The organism is Arthrobacter sp. A2-55, assembly GCF_025548615.1.
Classification (GTDB): Bacteria; Actinomycetota; Actinomycetes; order Actinomycetales; family Micrococcaceae; genus Specibacter; species Specibacter silviterrae.
In genome coordinates, this window is sequence record NZ_JAJLOZ010000008.1 from 31715 (window position 1) to 47581 (window position 15867).

Annotated in this window: 15 protein-coding genes and 2 pseudogenes; 8 read left to right on the plus strand and 9 right to left on the minus strand. The window is 63.2% G+C overall.

Annotated features, from left to right (window positions below; genetic code table 11):
* Positions 1 to 16: 16 nt before the first annotated feature.
* From LPN03_RS04025 to LPN03_RS04040, 4 genes and pseudogenes are all read right to left on the minus strand, one after another.
* Positions 17 to 241 (minus strand): annotated as a pseudogene (locus LPN03_RS04025) (helix-turn-helix domain-containing protein); the annotation flags it as partial.
* A complete protein-coding gene (locus tag LPN03_RS04030; protein WP_262453212.1) occupies positions 238 to 900 on the minus strand; it encodes a 3-oxoacid CoA-transferase subunit B in 663 nt (220 codons plus the stop codon). The gene LPN03_RS04030 and the pseudogene LPN03_RS04025, both read right to left, overlap by 4 nt.
* The gene (locus tag LPN03_RS04035) at positions 900 to 1595 is read right to left on the minus strand and encodes a 3-oxoacid CoA-transferase subunit A (protein ID WP_262453213.1); all 696 of its coding nucleotides are present in this window, start codon (positions 1593 to 1595) and stop codon (positions 900 to 902) included. The genes LPN03_RS04030 and LPN03_RS04035 overlap by 1 nt, the downstream gene beginning before the upstream one ends.
* 8 nt (positions 1596 to 1603) lie before the next feature.
* Positions 1604 to 2068: pseudogene (locus LPN03_RS04040) on the minus strand (3-oxoadipyl-CoA thiolase); the annotation flags it as partial.
* Here LPN03_RS04040 and LPN03_RS04045 point away from each other — a divergent pair.
* The 5 genes from LPN03_RS04045 (at position 2026) to LPN03_RS04065 (ending at position 5242) form a co-directional block, all read left to right on the plus strand.
* Positions 2026 to 2868: an SDR family NAD(P)-dependent oxidoreductase gene (locus tag LPN03_RS04045; RefSeq protein WP_262453214.1), complete on the plus strand. Its 843-nt coding sequence runs from the start codon at positions 2026 to 2028 to the stop codon at positions 2866 to 2868. The pseudogene LPN03_RS04040 and the gene LPN03_RS04045 overlap by 43 nt on opposite strands.
* A 286-nt stretch (positions 2869 to 3154) precedes the next feature.
* Positions 3155 to 3922, plus strand: coding sequence for an SDR family NAD(P)-dependent oxidoreductase (locus tag LPN03_RS04050; protein ID WP_262453215.1), 768 nt, complete (start codon positions 3155 to 3157; stop codon positions 3920 to 3922).
* A gap of 83 nt (positions 3923 to 4005) precedes the next feature.
* Positions 4006 to 4386 carry a DUF2255 family protein gene (locus LPN03_RS04055; RefSeq protein WP_262453216.1) on the plus strand — a complete coding sequence of 127 codons (381 nt, stop codon included), beginning with the start codon at positions 4006 to 4008 and terminating at the stop codon, positions 4384 to 4386.
* Positions 4387 to 4727: 341 nt separating this feature from the next.
* The gene (locus LPN03_RS04060; RefSeq protein ID WP_262453217.1) at positions 4728 to 5006 is read left to right on the plus strand and encodes a ribbon-helix-helix protein, CopG family; all 279 of its coding nucleotides are present in this window, start codon (positions 4728 to 4730) and stop codon (positions 5004 to 5006) included.
* On the plus strand, positions 5003 to 5242 hold the full coding sequence (locus tag LPN03_RS04065) for a hypothetical protein (RefSeq protein ID WP_262453218.1): 240 nt from the start codon (positions 5003 to 5005) through the stop codon (positions 5240 to 5242). The genes LPN03_RS04060 and LPN03_RS04065 overlap by 4 nt, the downstream gene beginning before the upstream one ends.
* Positions 5243 to 5827: 585 nt before the next feature.
* On the opposite strand, the gene LPN03_RS04070 is transcribed toward LPN03_RS04065, so the two are convergent.
* The 3 genes from LPN03_RS04070 to LPN03_RS04080 all read right to left on the minus strand — a co-directional run bounded on the left by LPN03_RS04070 (position 5828) and on the right by LPN03_RS04080 (position 8930).
* Positions 5828 to 7018, minus strand: a complete 1191-nt coding sequence (locus LPN03_RS04070; protein WP_262453219.1) for a glycerol dehydrogenase — start codon at positions 7016 to 7018, stop codon at positions 5828 to 5830.
* Positions 7019 to 7326: 308 nt separating this feature from the next.
* On the minus strand, positions 7327 to 8115 hold the full coding sequence (locus LPN03_RS04075; protein ID WP_262453220.1) for an SDR family NAD(P)-dependent oxidoreductase: 789 nt from the start codon (positions 8113 to 8115) through the stop codon (positions 7327 to 7329).
* A gap of 176 nt (positions 8116 to 8291) precedes the next feature.
* Positions 8292 to 8930: an MBL fold metallo-hydrolase gene (locus LPN03_RS04080; protein WP_262453221.1), complete on the minus strand. Its 639-nt coding sequence runs from the start codon at positions 8928 to 8930 to the stop codon at positions 8292 to 8294.
* A 191-nt stretch (positions 8931 to 9121) separates the two neighbouring features.
* Here LPN03_RS04080 and LPN03_RS04085 point away from each other — a divergent pair, with 191 nt between their 5' ends.
* Complete coding sequence (locus tag LPN03_RS04085) at positions 9122 to 9700, plus strand: hypothetical protein (protein WP_262453236.1); 579 nt, start codon at positions 9122 to 9124, stop codon at positions 9698 to 9700.
* A complete protein-coding gene (locus LPN03_RS04090) occupies positions 9697 to 11283 on the plus strand; it encodes a GMC family oxidoreductase (protein WP_262453222.1) in 1587 nt (528 codons plus the stop codon). Before LPN03_RS04085 ends, LPN03_RS04090 begins: the two co-directional genes overlap by 4 nt.
* A gap of 47 nt (positions 11284 to 11330) precedes the next feature.
* Here the strand turns inward: LPN03_RS04090 and LPN03_RS04095 are convergent, their stop codons facing one another.
* Positions 11331 to 12119 carry an IclR family transcriptional regulator gene (locus LPN03_RS04095; protein ID WP_262453223.1) on the minus strand — a complete coding sequence of 263 codons (789 nt, stop codon included), beginning with the start codon at positions 12117 to 12119 and terminating at the stop codon, positions 11331 to 11333.
* Positions 12120 to 12251: 132 nt separating this feature from the next.
* Positions 12252 to 12572 (minus strand): putative quinol monooxygenase, encoded by a 321-nt coding sequence (locus LPN03_RS04100; RefSeq protein ID WP_262453224.1) that lies wholly within the window; start codon positions 12570 to 12572, stop codon positions 12252 to 12254.
* Positions 12573 to 12775: 203 nt separating this feature from the next.
* Here LPN03_RS04100 and LPN03_RS04105 point away from each other — a divergent pair, with 203 nt between their 5' ends.
* The gene (locus tag LPN03_RS04105; protein ID WP_262453225.1) at positions 12776 to 15595 is read left to right on the plus strand and encodes an FAD-binding and (Fe-S)-binding domain-containing protein; all 2820 of its coding nucleotides are present in this window, start codon (positions 12776 to 12778) and stop codon (positions 15593 to 15595) included.
* Positions 15596 to 15867 lie beyond the last annotated feature (272 nt).

A 15867-nucleotide genomic window follows, 5' to 3' on the forward strand; every position in this document is an offset into this window, starting at 1 on the left:
CATGTCTAGAGTCCTGGGTCAGGGAGAAGGCCCGGCCGTCCGTGCGGACGTAGCCCAGCTCCACCAGTGTGTGCAGGAAGCGGCGGGAGGTGGCCCGGCTCAAATCCGTGCGTTGGGCCACCTCGGTCAGGGTCATGGCCGGATGGTCCGCGTCAAAGGCCCGGATGACTGACAGTCCGCGGGCCAGCGACTGTACATACTGGTCACTGGCGACGGGCTGGGCGGACTGTTCCTCGATCATCCGAGGATGGCCGCTTCGAGGGGCACGGCAATGCGTTCCTGCAGTTCCGCCACCGTGGTGCCGAAGGTTTCGCGCACGCGCACGCCGTCGGCGGTGATGAGGAAGACGGCGTCGTTGGTGTAGATGCGGGTGACGCAGCCGACACCGGTGAGCGGGTAGGTGCATGCCTCGACGAGTTTTGAGGTGCCGTCCTTGGCGAACAGGCTCATCATGACGTAGACCTCCTTGGCGCCGGTGGCCAGGTCCATGGCACCGCCGACTGCGGGAATCGCGTCGGGTGCCCCGGTGTGCCAGTTCGCGAGGTCGCCGGTCGCCGAAACCTGGAAGGCGCCCAGAACACAGACATCAAGATGGCCCCCGCGCATCATGGCGAAGGAATCGGCGTGGTGGAAGTAGGACGCGCCGGGCAGTTCCGTGACGGGGATCTTGCCCGCGTTGATCAGGTCATCGTCGATGTCGTCCCCGTGAGCTTCCGGGCCCATGCCGAGCATGCCGTTTTCGGTGTGCAGCGTGACGGCTTGTTCCGGGCGCAGGAAGTTCGAGACCAGGGTGGGCTGGCCAATGCCAAGGTTGACGAAGGAGCCGGCCTTGATGTCGGCGGCTACCAGCGCGGCCAGTTCCTCCCGGCCAAGCCGGGTGCTGTTTTCTTGCGTGCTCATTACTTGACCCCATGTTCTGCCGGTGCCGGCGTGGTGGCGTTGATCGCTACGATCGTGTTGACATAGATGCCGGGTGTGATCACGTTTTCCGGATCGAGTTCGCCTGTCTCGACAATGTTGCCGACCTGGACGATGCTTTCCTTGGCCGCGGTGGCCATGATGGGGCCGAAGTTGCGTGCGGTCTTGCGGTACACCAGGTTCCCGGCCCGGTCCGCCGTCAGCGCCTTGATGAGCGCGTAGTCGGCGTGGATGGGGGTTTCGAACACGTGGCCGCGGCCGTCGATCATCCGGGTTTCCCGGCCCTTCGCGAGCATCGTGCCGTAGCCGGTGGGCGTAAAGAACCCGCCGATCCCGGCCCCCGCGGCCCTGATTCGCTCGGCAAGGTTGCCTTGCGGGACCAGCTCCAGTTCAATCTCGCCTGCCCGGTACGCGGCGTCGAAGTGCCAGGAGTCGGACTGCCGCGGGAAGGAGCAGATGATCTTGCGGACCCGGCGTTCCTTGATGAGCAGGGCCAGGCCCGCGTCGGCCTGCCCGGCATTGTTGTTGACAACTGTCAGGCCCGTGGCGCCGCCGTCGAGCAGGGCATTGATCAGTTCCATGGGCTGCCCGGCGTTGCCGAAGCCGCCGATCAGCACGGTGGAGTTGTCCCGGATGCCGGCGACGGCCTCGGCCGCGGAACTTGCAATGATGGGCATTTTCTTCCTTACTTGTTCGAGGTGACGTTTTCGAGCACAACGGCCAGGCCCTGCCCCACGCCGATGCAGATTGCGGCCACGCCCCACCGTTCGCCGCTGGTCTGCAGGCTGCGGGCCAGGGTGCCCAGCAGTCGGGTGCCGGAGGCGCCCAGCGGGTGGCCCATGGCGATGGCGCCGCCGTGCTGGTTCACGATTCCCGGGTCGATGTCCCAAGCATCGATGCAGGCCAGTGACTGAGCGGCGAATGCCTCATTAAGTTCGACGGCACCCACCTGGTCCCAGCCGATTCCCGCCTTTGCCAGCGCCCGGTTCGCGGCCTCGACGGGTCCGTAACCGAAGAACTGCGGGTCCACCCCGGCCGCACCGCGCCCGGCGATCCTGGCCAGCGGGTCCATCCCCAGGATCCCGGCCGCGGCCTCGGATCCCAGCCATGCCGCGGACGCGCCGTCGGACAGCGGTGAGGCATTCGCTGCTGGGCGTCGATCTGGCCAAGGCCGCATTGCAGGCGGGTCATCGCGTGGTGGGCACTGCCCGCGACGCCTTCAAGGTCACCGCGGCCCTGGGCAAACATGAAAACCTTTTGGCCCTCTCGCTGGACGTCACCGATGAAGCAGCCTCGGTCGCCGCCGCCCAGGCAGCCGTCGAACGCTTTGGAAGCATCGACGTGCTGGTGAACAACGCTGGCAACTTCTACGCTGGCTACTTCGAGGAAATCAGCGATCGCCAGATGCGCCTGCAGATGGAAACCAACTTCTTCGGTCCGCTGAATGTCACCCGCGCCATTCTGCCGGTCATGCGCGCCCAGCGCAGCGGACACATTTTCACCATCACCTCGGCAGCCGGGCTCATTGGCCAGGAATTCTGTGCCGCCTACGCCGCTTCGAAATTCGCCCTTGAAGGCTGGATGGAGTCCCTGCGCTACGATCTTGAGCCCTTCGGCATCCACACCACGACGGTGGAACCCGGCTTCTTCCGCACCGAGCTACTGGTCGAGGGTGCGTCCTCGATCTGGCCGGAACTCTCCATTGAGGACTACAAGGACCGCACCACCGCGACCATCGCCGCATGGAAGGGGATGAATGGGAAACAGGGCGGGGATCCCGCCAAGCTTGGTGCGGCTCTTGTCACCTTGGCCGCGCTTGATACCCCGCCGCTACGTTTTGTTGCCGGGGCGGATGTCGTCACGGGCGTCGAGGAAAAGGCTGCGTTGCTGCTGGCCCAGGTCGATGCCCATCGCGACCTCTCATCGGCCATGGGCATCGAAAACGCCTAGGGCGGGATGAAAAAGAGCGCTGTCCCTCATCACCCTCGCCGCCACCGCGGCCGGGATCGCCCTCACCGTTTGCTCCGCACCTGCCGCCGAGGCTGCCACTGACGGGTCGCCGATCACCCCGATCAAAAAGGGGAGAGGTCACCTCAGATCTGGAAGTATCCAACGACCTCCCGGGCAAGGTGGAAATGACCGTCGAGCACTAGTAACACCTGCCCGTTCGGTCCAGAGTGGCAAGCCGCCAGCGGCCGAACCTGCACCATACCAAGAACCAAAGGACATCCCACACGTGAATTCTCCACTTTCCGGAACCATTGCCGTCATCACCGGCGCCAGTAGTGGTATCGGTGCTGCCACCGCCCGCAGCCTCGCCCAACAAGGCGCAACCGTTGTCGTGATAGCCCGCAGAAAGGGCCGGCTCGACTCCCTGGTTTTGGACATTGAAACCTCCGGTGGCAAGGCCTTCGCCATCGAAGCTGACATTACCGACCGCGCACAGGCCGAGCAATCGATAGCGACCGTTGTTAACCGCTTTGGAAGGATCGACATCCTGATCAACAATGCGGGCCTGATGCTGATAAGCCCGATCTTGGACGCGGACATTGACGCGTGGGAGCGGATGATCGCCATCAACCAGAAAGCCCTGCTCTACATGACACACGCGGCGCTGCCGCACCTCTTAGCCGCCGCACAGGACGGACCGCGCGAGGTCGCCGACATCGTCAACATCTCCTCCCAAGCCGGTAGGATTGCCACCAAGAACTTCGGCGTCTACAACATGACCAAGTTCGGGGTCAACGGCTTCAGCGAGTCACTGCGCCAGGAAGTCACCAAGAAGAACGTGCGCATTGGTGTGCTCGAACCAGGTGCAGTCGCCACGGAACTCATCTCCCACAACACGGAGGAGATCCGCGAGAGTCTCAACGCCACGAACGTGGACGCAATCCATGAACCCCTGCAACCGGAAGACATTGCCGACAGCGTTGTCTTCATGGTGACCCGCCACCGCCGTGCATCCATCGCCGAACTCTGGGCTATGCCCACGTCCCAGGCATAGTCTCCACGGCAGGTACCGAATCCCCGAAATGGGATGCCACCACGGCACCCCTTCGCACCCCACAAAGAAGGAACGACATCATCATGACTGCATGGTCCACCGAACAGCTCAACACCATCGAGGCACACGAAGGCCTGTATGTTTCCCCGTACCGTGAAGACGGCACTACCTACGGAACCCCCACCGAAACCTGGGCGCTCGTTGTCGACGGCAAGGTCTATGTACGAGCCGCCAACGGAACAGAATCGCGCTGGTACCAGGCCGCCATCAGCCAGAAGGCCGGGCGCGTCCGCGTCGACGGCGTCTACTATGACGTCCTCTTCGAGGATGCCGGCACCGACGACGAAACCCTGATCGATGCCGCCTACGAGGAGAAATACAGCAACGCCGCGGACGCCTTCGCGATTCCCATCATGCAGGGAGAGGCCCCCAAGGCCGCTTCGGTCCGCATCTCCCTGCGCTAACCGCCGCCGACGAGCCACACCCGTGTCCGTTTGATGTCCTCTTTATCTAACCGTCAACGGTCACGAACTGGCTAGTCGTTGTATGCCGTGTGATGCTGAGAGCAGTCTTGGTGTTGGGGCTGTCGCGTCAGCGGCCAACTGCCAGTGGTTCGCGCTTGCGTCGAAGTTCTTTTATGCGTGCAAACGAAGTCAGGGAAGGTGTCTCAGGATCAAACCTGCTTTGGTGAATAGACAAGTCTTACAGTGACGGATCCCGGATACATCGAGACTGGGCATACTCTGGACCGCTGACTGGCTGGGTACTCTGGCTACCACAGGAGATTCGTATTACGATAGTAGTCATGGAACGAAAAATACATGGGCAACCAGTCGCAGAGGCCGAGATCGACCAGTGGGTCAATGAAGCCGAGGTAGGCTACGACGTCGAAGACCTCAAGACCCGCATGGGACGCCCCGCCAGAGGTGCTACAGCTTCGCAGGTCGTGCCCGTGCGCTTGACAACCGAGGAGCTTGCTGCGGTCATGGAGCGGGCTGAGCGCGAGCACATGAACCGCTCCGAGGCGTTCCGTGCTGCGCTGTCGAGCTGGGCACACACGGATAACACGGTTGCCAGTTCATGATTGTTCGCGGCTCCGCGTACAAGCACGAAATCAGTGATGAGGACGGGATAGAAGCGGCCTCGTGGCCGCTCGTGGAGGTCCCGCTGGACCATGAAGATCCTCGGCGCTTCCTCCGTCTGGGGTTTGATACCCGAAGTAGGCTGTTGGAACTCGTGGTGCTGGTCTGGGACGACGAGACCGAAGAACTCATCCACGCGATGAAGTGCAGACAAAAGTACCTCTCGCTGCTCGACTGACCGAGACAGCTCCGAGTGTGCCAGCTCGCGGTCCAGCTTCTTATCAGGAACCCCTCATAGGGGAACCTCTGGCGAGATCCCGCCGCAATATACCTTGTCAATTTGAGAGTCGATCAGGCCTGGACAGCCCATATCAAGGTGCGTAGGATCCGCCTTATGCCAGAGAATAAACCTGTTGGGCGTGGACGATGCTTCAGTGAAATACGTTGGTTAACCGAAGCAGGCAAGCCAATTCCAAGACCTCGTCCTGGATTTATGTTGGTCGTCGGCTTGCTGTGGCTAGTCTTGGGCTTGTCTTGGTTGATTTTTCCCATCATCGGATTCTCGGCAGGAAATCCGGACTGTTGGCGCCTCATTGTTGGGCTCGGGCAGCTTGCCTTGGCGTCGGCTTCATTATCGGTTGGGCTCGCGGTAGAAACCGAAAGCCTGACCCCAACCCATATTCATGACGGAGTGAGTCCGGGCGTATTTCCTCAAATAAGGGTTTGTTGAAAACCTGCGGTTGGTAGTGAACGGGGTCAACCAACCCGCCGTTGCACGTCACCAATTACGCAGAGCTATTTAGCTGGAGAAGCCATCCGCCCGTCAGTGGGCGGCCACGTATGGCTTCGGCGCAGGGAGGCCGGCTTCGTCGCGGACCCGGCGAGAGAAGCGCTCGATTGATTTAAGTGCGGAGACAACATCTGATGAACGGACCTCGAAGGGCATGGCATGAATGGTCTCACCCGGCACTGTCGCAGCATTGGCGACTAATTCGAGCTCGCGGGTGTCTTCCGCCGTCAAGCCAATTTCCGTGAGGGTTGTGGGCAGCCCCACCCTCGTTGTGAACTCGATGAAATCCCGGATGTCGCTGGTCGGTGCACCCTCAAGGACGAGCTGGGTGAGCGATCCGATATTGACTTTCTGCCCGTGGGCCAGTCCATGTGTTTGCGGTGCCGCCGTCAGCCCATTGTGGATGGCGTGCGCCGCGGCCAGGCCCCCGGATTCGAATCCCAAGCCGGAGAGTAGAGTGTTGGCCTCGATAACCTTTTCGACTGCCGGGGTGACAAGGTTGTCGCGTACTGCATCGAGAGCCGGCAGCGCGTTATCCCAGAGGACATCCCAACTGAGTCGGGCCAAGGTCGTGCCTGTGAGGGTGGGCAGGCCCCCTGCCATTGTCAGTGAGTTGGACGCCGCGGTTGCACGCGCCTCAAGCCACGTGGCCAGTGCGTCGCCCACTCCCGCCGCGAGAAAGGCAGCCGGAGCGTTGGCAATGATCTGTGAATCGACGAGGACAAGGTCCGGGTTGCGGGGAAAGAAGCGGTACTCCTCGAACGCCCCATCATCCGTGTAGATGACAGACAGCGCCGATGTCGGCGCATCTGTGGAAGCGACAGTGGGTACCGTTACCCACCGAATGCCCGCAAGAAACCCCGATGCTTTGACCGCATCAATCGTGCTTCCGCCGCCGACGGCGACCACGACGTCCGCTTTCGCGCCCGTGATAACTTCGACGAGGCGGTTGATTTCTTTCGCTGATGGGAGTCCACCGAAGGGTTCCCTTGTGACGGACAACCCCGCCGCTTTCAGCGACGATGTCACCTCATGTCCCACGAAACCCCAGACAATGTCATCGGCAACGATCAAAGGTGTGTTTCCGATGGGCGCAAGGAATTCGCCAATCCGGGCAATGGCTCCCGGGCCTTGAACGTAGCGACCTGGGCTGATGACCGAGCGGATGGGACTTTTTGTAGACATGAGAAACTCCTTGACGTCATTGTCGATGTGGCTGAACATCCGCCCAGATCAACATATTTATGAGGCTATGGGTGTCCAAGCATTTTCACTATGTGACTGGCCTTGGCGCTAATTGTTGCCCGGCATTCGGATGCGTAGGCATGTTGAACAAATGACGAGCAGAGGTGCCGATTCCCTATCCCAAACCATCCCGATGCCATAAGTGGCTCAAGAACTTCGATGCCCTGCACAATCTGCGGCATGAAGTCGGAAGCCAGATACTGCCCGGCTTGAGTGTTTTGGGCGGTAGAGCATGCGTCCGCGGCGCCTGACCGTACCATGGCACCACGGACGCGCCCCTTGCAAGATCAAGAGAAGTTGATGCCCCCGTCGATAAGGACTGTCTGGCCAGTCATGTGGTCCGAATCCGGGCCGGAGAGGAATGAAACCAGCTTGGCCACATCCTCCGGTTCCGAGACCCGGCCGGCCAGGATGTTGTCCACCTGTGCCTGCAGTGCGCTGCCTCGCGGGGCACCGTCCCGTTCTGTGAGCTTTTCGTCGATAAGGTCCCACATGGCCGTGCCCACGACGCCCGGCGCGTAGGCGTTGACCGTGATCTTGTGCTTGGCGAACTCCATGGCGGCAGCCTGAGTCAGTCCTCTGACCGCCCACTTGGTCGCGGAGTAAGATGCCAACACCGGGAACGGCCTGAAAGCGACAATGGATGCTGCGGCAATGATCTTGCCGCCAGTGCCCTGCGCGATGAAGCGCCGGGCTGCCGACTGGTAAGAGTAGTAGACGCCCTTGATGTTCACATCGATCAATCGGTCCAAGGCTTCAGGCTCTACGTCGAGGATCTCGTCGACCTGGGCGATGCCTGCGTTGGCGATAAACACGCTCAAGTCACCCAGGGCGTCAGTCCCCTCCTGGATCATGCGTTCGATGTCCGCGGGGTTGGCGACGTCGCCGGTGACGCCGACAGCGCGGCGGCCGCGCTGTTCGACGGCGGCAACTACCGCATCGATGTTCTCCTGGGCACTCGGGACGTCGGCGACGATGATGTCCTGGCCGTCTTCGGCCAGCCGTTCGGCGATGGCCCGACCGATACCCCGTCCGGCTCCGGTGATCAAGGCGAGGCGTGAAGTGGATGCTGCCATGGTACTTCCTCCTGAATGTGGCCGCTCGCTCAAGGACGGCTGGGGGTCATGTAGCTCGATACGGCCAGCCTGTGCCTTGGGTCACACCTTTGTGTAGTCCCTTTATCGCGGAGTGATAAAGGAGGTGAAGTCTTCGCGCCCTGTCATCCGCCTCACTGAGGTTGGAGGGCGGGAACCTACCAGCCGCGTTCCAGCCACTGCCTCAGCTGCGGCCGCTCGGCACCCAGGGTGGTGCCTGTGCCATGGCCCGGATGCACCACGGTGTCATCCGGCAGCCGGTCGAAGACCCGGCCAGTGACATCGGCGATCAGCGTGGCGAAGCGTTCGGGGTCCCCGAAGGTGTTGCCGACGCCGCCGGGGAACAGAGAGTCGCCGGTGAATATATGGTCGGGTCCCGACCGGTCCCGGTAGAGTAGGGCCACGGAGCCGGGAGTGTGGCCGCGGAGCTTGATGACCTCTAGCTCCAGACCGTCCCCGATTTCCAGTCGACCGGCCTCCAGCGGCAGATCTGTAGGGACTTCAATATCTGGCACGTCCGCCGTCCCGGCTGCTGTACGGGCCCCGGTGTTCTTCACCAGCTGAGCCAGCGCCCTGACATGGTCCCAATGCGAGTGGGTGGTCACGATCCACTCCAGCCGGGTCGGCGCGGGAGAGTCGGCCTCCGAAGCGGCGATCATCTCCCGGATTGCCTCCGGGTCATCGGCGGCATCGATGAGCACCTGCGTCCCGGTGCGCTTGGACGTCAGCAGGTAGACGTTGTTGTTCATGTCACTGACGGAGCAGTTGCGGATAGTAATCTCTTCTAAATCAATCATGCGATCAGGCTATGTGGACCCGCGTGGGCCATGGCACGGGCATTCTCACCAGTCGATAACAGCCGTTGGCCCGTGTGTGATGCGTGGCACACACTGTAGGTATGGCTTCCCGACCGTCAGGTGGCAGCACCACCCAGTGCCGGCCCGGGAGCCTTGACCCAGCCTGACCCTAAACAACCGAGGTGACAACGATGGTGTTTCCCGCAAAATACTCGGAACTCAACGCCCTGGAGCTCTCCGGCGAGGCGCGGCGAATCCTGACCCGGATCATCCGGGTCTCATTCCCGCACCCGCAGTTCCCGAAGGGCCCCTACGAACGGATGACCGAGAAGATCATCGAGGCTTCCGAGGAATCACGCTGGTTCCGGATGGCCCTCATCCAGGGCTTGGCGACCCTGGACACGCTCACGGACGAGCACTTCCTGGATCTGCCCGAAGACCGGGCCATCACGGTGCTCAAGCGCATCGCCGACCTGGAGTTCTTTGCCTTCATTCGGCGGACGGTGGTGCTCAACCTCTATGACGACCCGGAGGTCCACACTGCGCTGGGTTACGAGGGCGAGTCGTACTCGAAGGGCGGCTACGTCAACCGCGGGTTCAACGACCTCGCCTGGCTGCCTGATCCGCGGATCGAGGAGTGTACCGAGCCCGTACCCGAGATCGGCCCGCTGCCGTACCAGGTGGCAACCTGCACCCCCACAGAAGGCTTTGAACCCGTAGGGAATCTGTTCAAGGACACTGGAATGATCGAGGAAGGCCGCACACGATGAGCACCGAAGAAATCTCAGCACGTTTTGAGTACGACGACGACTCCGTGGTGGTGATCGTCGGCTCCGGTGCCGGCGGAGGCACCCTGGCCCACGAGCTGGTCAGCAAGGGAATCAAGGTGGTCCTGCTCGAGGCAGGGCCGGACCTGAAGAACGAGGACTACCACCAGGACGAGTGGGCGGCCTTCAACCAGATGGCGTGGCTGGATCCGCGCACCACGTCAGGATCATGGCGCATCGCCCGTGATTTCCCGAATCTGCCGGCGTGGATCGTCAAGGCCGTCGGCGGCACCACCACCCACTGGTCCGGGGCCACCCCGCGGTTCAAGGCCCACGAATTCAAGGCGCGCACCACCTACGGGCGCATCGATGGAGCCAACCTGCTGGACTGGCCCATCACCTTGGCCGACCTCGAACCGTACTACGACCGCGCCGAGCAGAAGATGGGTAGCACCCACCGGCACGGCCGCCCGCCGCTGCCGGCCAACAACAACTACAAGGTCCTGGCCAATGGTGCCAAGCGCCTGGGCTACCGACACTTCTCCACCGGCCCTTACGCCACGAACGCCGAACCCTATGACGGCAGACCCGGATCGATCCAGGACGGGTTCAACTTCCAGGGCGACAAGAACAAGTCCAAGTGGTCCACTTTGGTCTCGGAGATCCCAAAATCGCTGCGCACAGGGCTGCTGGACCTGCGTCCGGAATCCCACGCCGTACAGGTCACCCACACCCCCGAGGGGCGTGCCGATGGCGTCATCTACATCGACGCCGACGGTAATGTCCAACGCCAGAAGGCACGCATCGTGGCGGTTGCGGGCAACTCCATCGAGACGCCGCGCCTGCTGATGCTCTCCTCCTCTCCGCTGTTCCCTGACGGGCTGGCCAACTCCTCGGGGCAATTGGGGCGGAACTACATGCGCCACACAACCGGCTCGGTGTACGCCAAGTTCGACCAGCCGGTGAACATGTACCGGGGCGAGACGATGGCCGGTTTGATCGCCGACGAAGCACGCCACGACGTCGAGCGCGGATTCTCCGGGGGCTACTACCTCGAGATGATCTCGCTCGGGCCGGCGTTTCTGGCCAGTTTCGTGGAACCCGGAGCCTGGGGCCCGGATTTCACCGCATTGTTGGACAATTACGTCAATACCGCCGGGCTGTGGATCACCGGCGAGGACATGCCGCAGGAGTCGAACCGGATCACGTTGAACACCACCGTGACCGACCGGCTGGGGCTGCCGGTGCCCAACGTGCACTTCGATGACCACCCCAACGACGTCAACATGCGCAACCACGGCTACCAGCAGGCGTCCCTGCTCTACGAGGCAGTCGGGGCGACGTCGATCCACCGCACCCCGCCGTACCCTTCCACCCATAACTTGGGCACTGCACGGATGAGCGAGCGGCCCGAGGATGGGGTCGTCAACGCGTTCGGGCAGACACACGACGTGCCCAACCTGTTCATCTCCGATGGCTCGCAGTTCACCACCAGTGCGGCGGCGAACCCGACGCTGACGATCGTGGCCCTGGCGATCCGCCAGGCCGAATACATCGTCGACCAGATGGCAGCTTCGGCCCTCTAAAACGAAGCTGCCACCAAGCAACTGGCTGGCACCCCTCTGCCCGGCGCCTATCGCCCAAGCAGTGGGGTGCCGCGCAGTGCGCGGCTGACGCGGGACGCCACGTCGCGCAGCAGCACGGAGACTTCCCCGGAGCGCACGAGGAAGTCAGACGGATCCATGGACACCGCCACCGATCCGACCGTCTGCCCGGCGGCCGTCGTCACAGGGGCCGCCATGCACGAGGCTCCACGGATGAATTCCTCGCGTTCGACGGCGATGCCTGAGGTACGCACCCCGTCCAGCTCCGCGTCGAATATTGCCGGATCTGTGATCGTGGCTGCCGTCATACTGGGCATCCCATGGCGCTGCAGGTAGGTCCGGCAGCGCTCGGCGTCCATTCCCGCCAGCAGCACCTTGCCGAACGCAGTGGCATGCGCGGCATCATTGAACCCGAAGCCCATGGGGGTGATTCTTGGCCGGGTCGGGGATTCCACCACATGCGCCACGACGATGTCCTCACCGCGGTGGACCGCATAATAGGCGGCAGCATCGGCGCGCACATGCAGTTCACGCACCAGCCGCGCCACCGACGGTGGCGTGCCAACCTGCCGACGCAGTGATTGGTCCAGGGCGTGGAGCTTATAGCCCAGCCCAAACCGGCTCTCGTCCTTGAGATGGATCAAATGCTCGGAGGCAACCAGAGTTTTCAGCAGCCGGTAAACGGTGGGCAGCGGCATCGCCAGCTCGGCTGCAATCTCCTTGGCCGACATTCCCCGGTGGTGGGAGGCAACCACATCCAACAGTGCGAAGGCCTTCTGGACCGAAGCCAGACCGGTCAGTGAATCGTTTTGTCCCATGCACCCAATCTTGTCCCCAGCGCAGGGGATTACCAAGTTAAGACGGCCGGCGTCCACCCCAAGGGGCAGCGCCGGCCGTCACCGCCGGCGGTCCATGCACGGGACCGGAATTCCCAGCCTCGTGGCGGTTCGTTAGTTGATTTCCAGTTCCCCCATGCGGTCCCAGGCATCGCCGTCGATCTGGCGGCTGACGATCCGTGGGGTGTCGACCAACGCTGGGGCCATGTCCAGCATGGCCTGCTTGAAGTGGCCGCTGTTCACATGGTCACCCGCGGCGTCGTCCTGGAAGGCCTCGACGAGGACGTACTCGTGAGGATTGTCCAAGCTGCGTGACCAGTCAAACCACAGGTTCCCGGGCTCGGCACGGGTGGCTTCGGTGTACGAGTGGGTAAGGTCGGGCCAACGGTCCGACCAGTCGGGCTTGACATTGAACTTGACGACGATGAATATCACGGTGCGTTCCTTCCGGTGGTGGTACGCCTCACCGTCCTGGACTAGGCCTGGACAAGGCGTGCTGTCCGCCAAGTCTTGCCGGTACCCGGACCGCCAGCCAATGGGTGTTCTCGGTGGGCGAGAATGACGACAGACGCCGTCCGGCAGGCGGATCTAGAGTGGGAAAGACTTCACCCACCTCCGCAGCGAAAGACGGTTGCACCATGCTGAGCACCCTCCGGGCGGCCGTAGCCGACCCCGCCCAAGTCAAGACCCGAGCCATCGACCTGCACGCCAACGCCCACGACGCCTCCCATTTCCTGCTTGTCCCGCAGGCGGTCGTCGTCGCGAGGGACGCAGCCGAGGTTGGTGGGCTTATGCGGGCCAGCACCGCCCAAGGCATCCCGCTGACGTTCCGCTCAGGCGGGACCAGCCTCAGCGGGCAGGCCGTCACGGACGGCGTCCTGGTCGACGTGCGCAGGAATTTTCGCGGCATGGAGGTGCTCGATGACGGGGTACGCGTCCGGGTAAAGCCGGGCGCCACCGTGCGCTCCGTGAACTCCCGACTGGCCCGTTACGGCCGCCGTCTCGGCCCCGACCCTGCCTCCGAGGCAGCCTGCACCATCGGCGGCGTGGTGGCCAACAATTCCTCCGGAATGAACTGCGGGATCACAGAGAACACGTACCGGACGCTGGAATCCATCACTTTGGTACTGCCCTCCGGGACCGTGATCGACACCGCAGACCACGACGCCGATGCGCGGCTTCGCGCGCTGGAGCCGGGACTGCACGCCGGCCTGGACCGGTTGGCCCGCCAGGTCCTCGACAACCCGGCCTCCGCGGCCAGGGTGCGCCACCAGTTCTCGATGAAGAACACCATGGGCTACGGCCTGAACTCGCTGCTGGACTTTGACACACCTGTGGAGATGCTTGCCCACCTAGCAATCGGCAGCGAGGGGACGCTCGGGTTCATCGCTGAGGCCGTCTTCCGCACCGTCCCGAAGCTCACCCACACAGCCACCGGTCTGTTGGTCTTCCCCGATTTGGACGCAGCCAACGACGCCCTGCCCGGCCTCGTCGAGACCGGTGCGGCGACTGTGGAACTGCTCGATGCCACCTCGCTGCGCGTCGGCCAGTCACTCATGGGAACGCCGCAGGCCGTCGCAGGACTGGACGTGCGCGAGCATGCGGCACTGCTGGTCGAATACGCCGCAGGGCAGGCCGACGAACTGGCCGAACTCCAACATCGGGGCGCTGCCGCCGTGGCCGGATTTCCACTCGAATCTCCCGCCGGGTTTTCTACTGACGCCGCCACCCGGGCCTCACTGTGGCACCTTCGCAAGGGCCTCTACGCCTCGGTTGCCGGGGCAAGGCCGCAGGGGACGACGGCGCTATTGGAGGACATCGTCGTCCCTGTTCCGGCGCTGGGGCGCACCTGCCGCGAACTGATAGGCCTGTTCAATCGCCATGGCTACCAGGACAGCGTCATCTTCGGCCACGCCAAGGACGGCAACATCCACTTCATGCTCACCGACGGATTCACCAGCAACACCGAACTTGAACGCTACAGCGCGTTTACCGAGGACATGGTCGACTTGGTGCTCGGCGAGAACGGCTCCCTCAAGGCCGAACACGGGACAGGCCGCGTCATGGCCCCCTATGTCCGTCGGCAATACGGCGACGAACTCTACGACGTGATGCGCCAGATCAAGCTCCTGTGCGACCCCGCAGGCGTCCTGAACCCAGGAGTCCTGCTCAACAACGACCCCCAGGCTCACCTTCGCCACATCAAGACGGATCCGCCGGTCGCCGAAGAGGTCGACAGGTGCGTCTCCTGCGGGTATTGCGAACCTGTCTGCCCCAGCAAGGACATCACACTGACCCCGCGCCAGCGCATCGTCACCCTGCGCGCCATCGAAACGGCGCGCTTTGCGGGAGACTCGGAGCTCGTCGCTGAGTTGGAACGTGACTATGACTACGAATCCGTCCAGACCTGCGCCGTCGATGGCATGTGCCAGACGGCCTGCCCCGTCGGCATCAACACCGGCAATCTGGTGAAGCAGCTACGCCAGGACAAGGCCGGCCCCGTTGCAGGCGCCGGGTGGAAGCTGGCCAGCCAGCATTGGGGGACGATCACACGGGGCGCTGGCCTGGCGCTGACCGCCGCCGCCAAGGTCCCCGCCGGCGCCATCCGACCTGCCAACCAGATCGCCCGGGCCGTTCTCGGCGAAGACACCGTGCCACTGTACTCGGGCGAATTGCCCGGCGGCGGATCTGCCCGGCGACGCCCCGCCCCGACCGGACCACCGGCGGCAGTATACTTCCCCGCCTGCGTCGGGGCCATGTTCGGACCGGCTACGACCGCAAACGATAGCGGGGCTGGTCCGGGCGTGCAGGCCAGTTTCGAACGGTTGGCCCAACGGGCCGGCATCGACCTGCTGGTCCCGCCCTCCATCGACGGCTTGTGCTGCGGGACCCCGTGGTCTTCCAAGGGCATGGCCAAAGGGCAGAGATCCATGCAGACCCGCACCCAAGCTGTACTCTGGGAGGCCACACGCGGCGGTGAGTTGCCGATCATCTGCGATGCGTCCTCGTGCACCGAAGGCCTGCAACACGCTGTGGAGACTCACGAGCCAGGTCCGGGGAAGCGGAAACTACGAATTATCGACGCCGTCGAATTCACCGCTGAAACGATCCTGCCCTTGCTGCCGGAGCGGACCAAACTGGCATCGCTGGCCCTGCACCCCACGTGCTCCTCGACGCGCATGGGGCTGAACGCGTCTCTCACTGCGGTGGCCGCAGCCGTCGCCAATCGCGTCGAGGTCCCAGACAGTTGGGGGTGCTGTGCTTTCGCCGGGGACCGCGGCATGCTCCACCCCGAGCTCACTGCCTCCGCCACCGAACAACAGGCGGCCGAGGTCAACACCCTAGGTGCCGCCGCCCACGCCTCCTGCAACCGCACATGCGAACTGGGCATGACTCGCGCCACCGGGCATGACTACCGGCACATACTCGAACTACTCGACGAGCAGACCACCCCCTGAATCCGTGTTGATATGGCTCCACGCCTGACAGCGAGGCCTTATTTTCCGGTGTCCTCGCTGTTTGTCTGGCTGATTGCTCAGTATCATTTCCGGCTGAGGCAGTTGGCCACAACCGCTGCGGCCAGAGGCCAAGCACGCTGTGTAGCTGTGCGCAGCGATTTGTAGGAAATCTGACCATCGACAAGGGAGGGATCATGGGAGACCTGCACGGAATGGCGCACGAGTGCTTCGTAACTCTTGGCGACGTGTGCTAGATCGGCGCGTGTGGCCTT

What these genes read in the sequence shown, in the direction of transcription:
- LPN03_RS04075 (WP_262453220.1), bottom strand. Translation starts at nt 8,115, where the DNA reads ATGGCAGCATCCACTTCACGCCTCGCCTTGATCACCGGAGCCGGACGG.
- LPN03_RS04080 (WP_262453221.1), bottom strand. Translation starts at nt 8,930, where the DNA reads ATGATTGATTTAGAAGAGATTACTATCCGCAACTGCTCCGTCAGTGAC.
- LPN03_RS04045 (WP_262453214.1), top strand. Translation starts at nt 2,026, where the DNA reads ATGCCGCGGACGCGCCGTCGGACAGCGGTGAGGCATTCGCTGCTGGGC.
- LPN03_RS04090 (WP_262453222.1), top strand. Translation starts at nt 9,697, where the DNA reads ATGAGCACCGAAGAAATCTCAGCACGTTTTGAGTACGACGACGACTCC.
- LPN03_RS04035 (WP_262453213.1), bottom strand. Translation starts at nt 1,595, where the DNA reads ATGCCCATCATTGCAAGTTCCGCGGCCGAGGCCGTCGCCGGCATCCGG.
- LPN03_RS04065 (WP_262453218.1), top strand. Translation starts at nt 5,003, where the DNA reads ATGATTGTTCGCGGCTCCGCGTACAAGCACGAAATCAGTGATGAGGAC.
- LPN03_RS04105 (WP_262453225.1), top strand. Translation starts at nt 12,776, where the DNA reads ATGCTGAGCACCCTCCGGGCGGCCGTAGCCGACCCCGCCCAAGTCAAG.
- LPN03_RS04070 (WP_262453219.1), bottom strand. Translation starts at nt 7,018, where the DNA reads ATGTTCAGCCACATCGACAATGACGTCAAGGAGTTTCTCATGTCTACA.
- LPN03_RS04030 (WP_262453212.1), bottom strand. Translation starts at nt 900, where the DNA reads ATGAGCACGCAAGAAAACAGCACCCGGCTTGGCCGGGAGGAACTGGCC.
- LPN03_RS04060 (WP_262453217.1), top strand. Translation starts at nt 4,728, where the DNA reads ATGGAACGAAAAATACATGGGCAACCAGTCGCAGAGGCCGAGATCGAC.
- LPN03_RS04095 (WP_262453223.1), bottom strand. Translation starts at nt 12,119, where the DNA reads ATGGGACAAAACGATTCACTGACCGGTCTGGCTTCGGTCCAGAAGGCC.
- LPN03_RS04055 (WP_262453216.1), top strand. Translation starts at nt 4,006, where the DNA reads ATGACTGCATGGTCCACCGAACAGCTCAACACCATCGAGGCACACGAA.
- LPN03_RS04085 (WP_262453236.1), top strand. Translation starts at nt 9,122, where the DNA reads ATGGTGTTTCCCGCAAAATACTCGGAACTCAACGCCCTGGAGCTCTCC.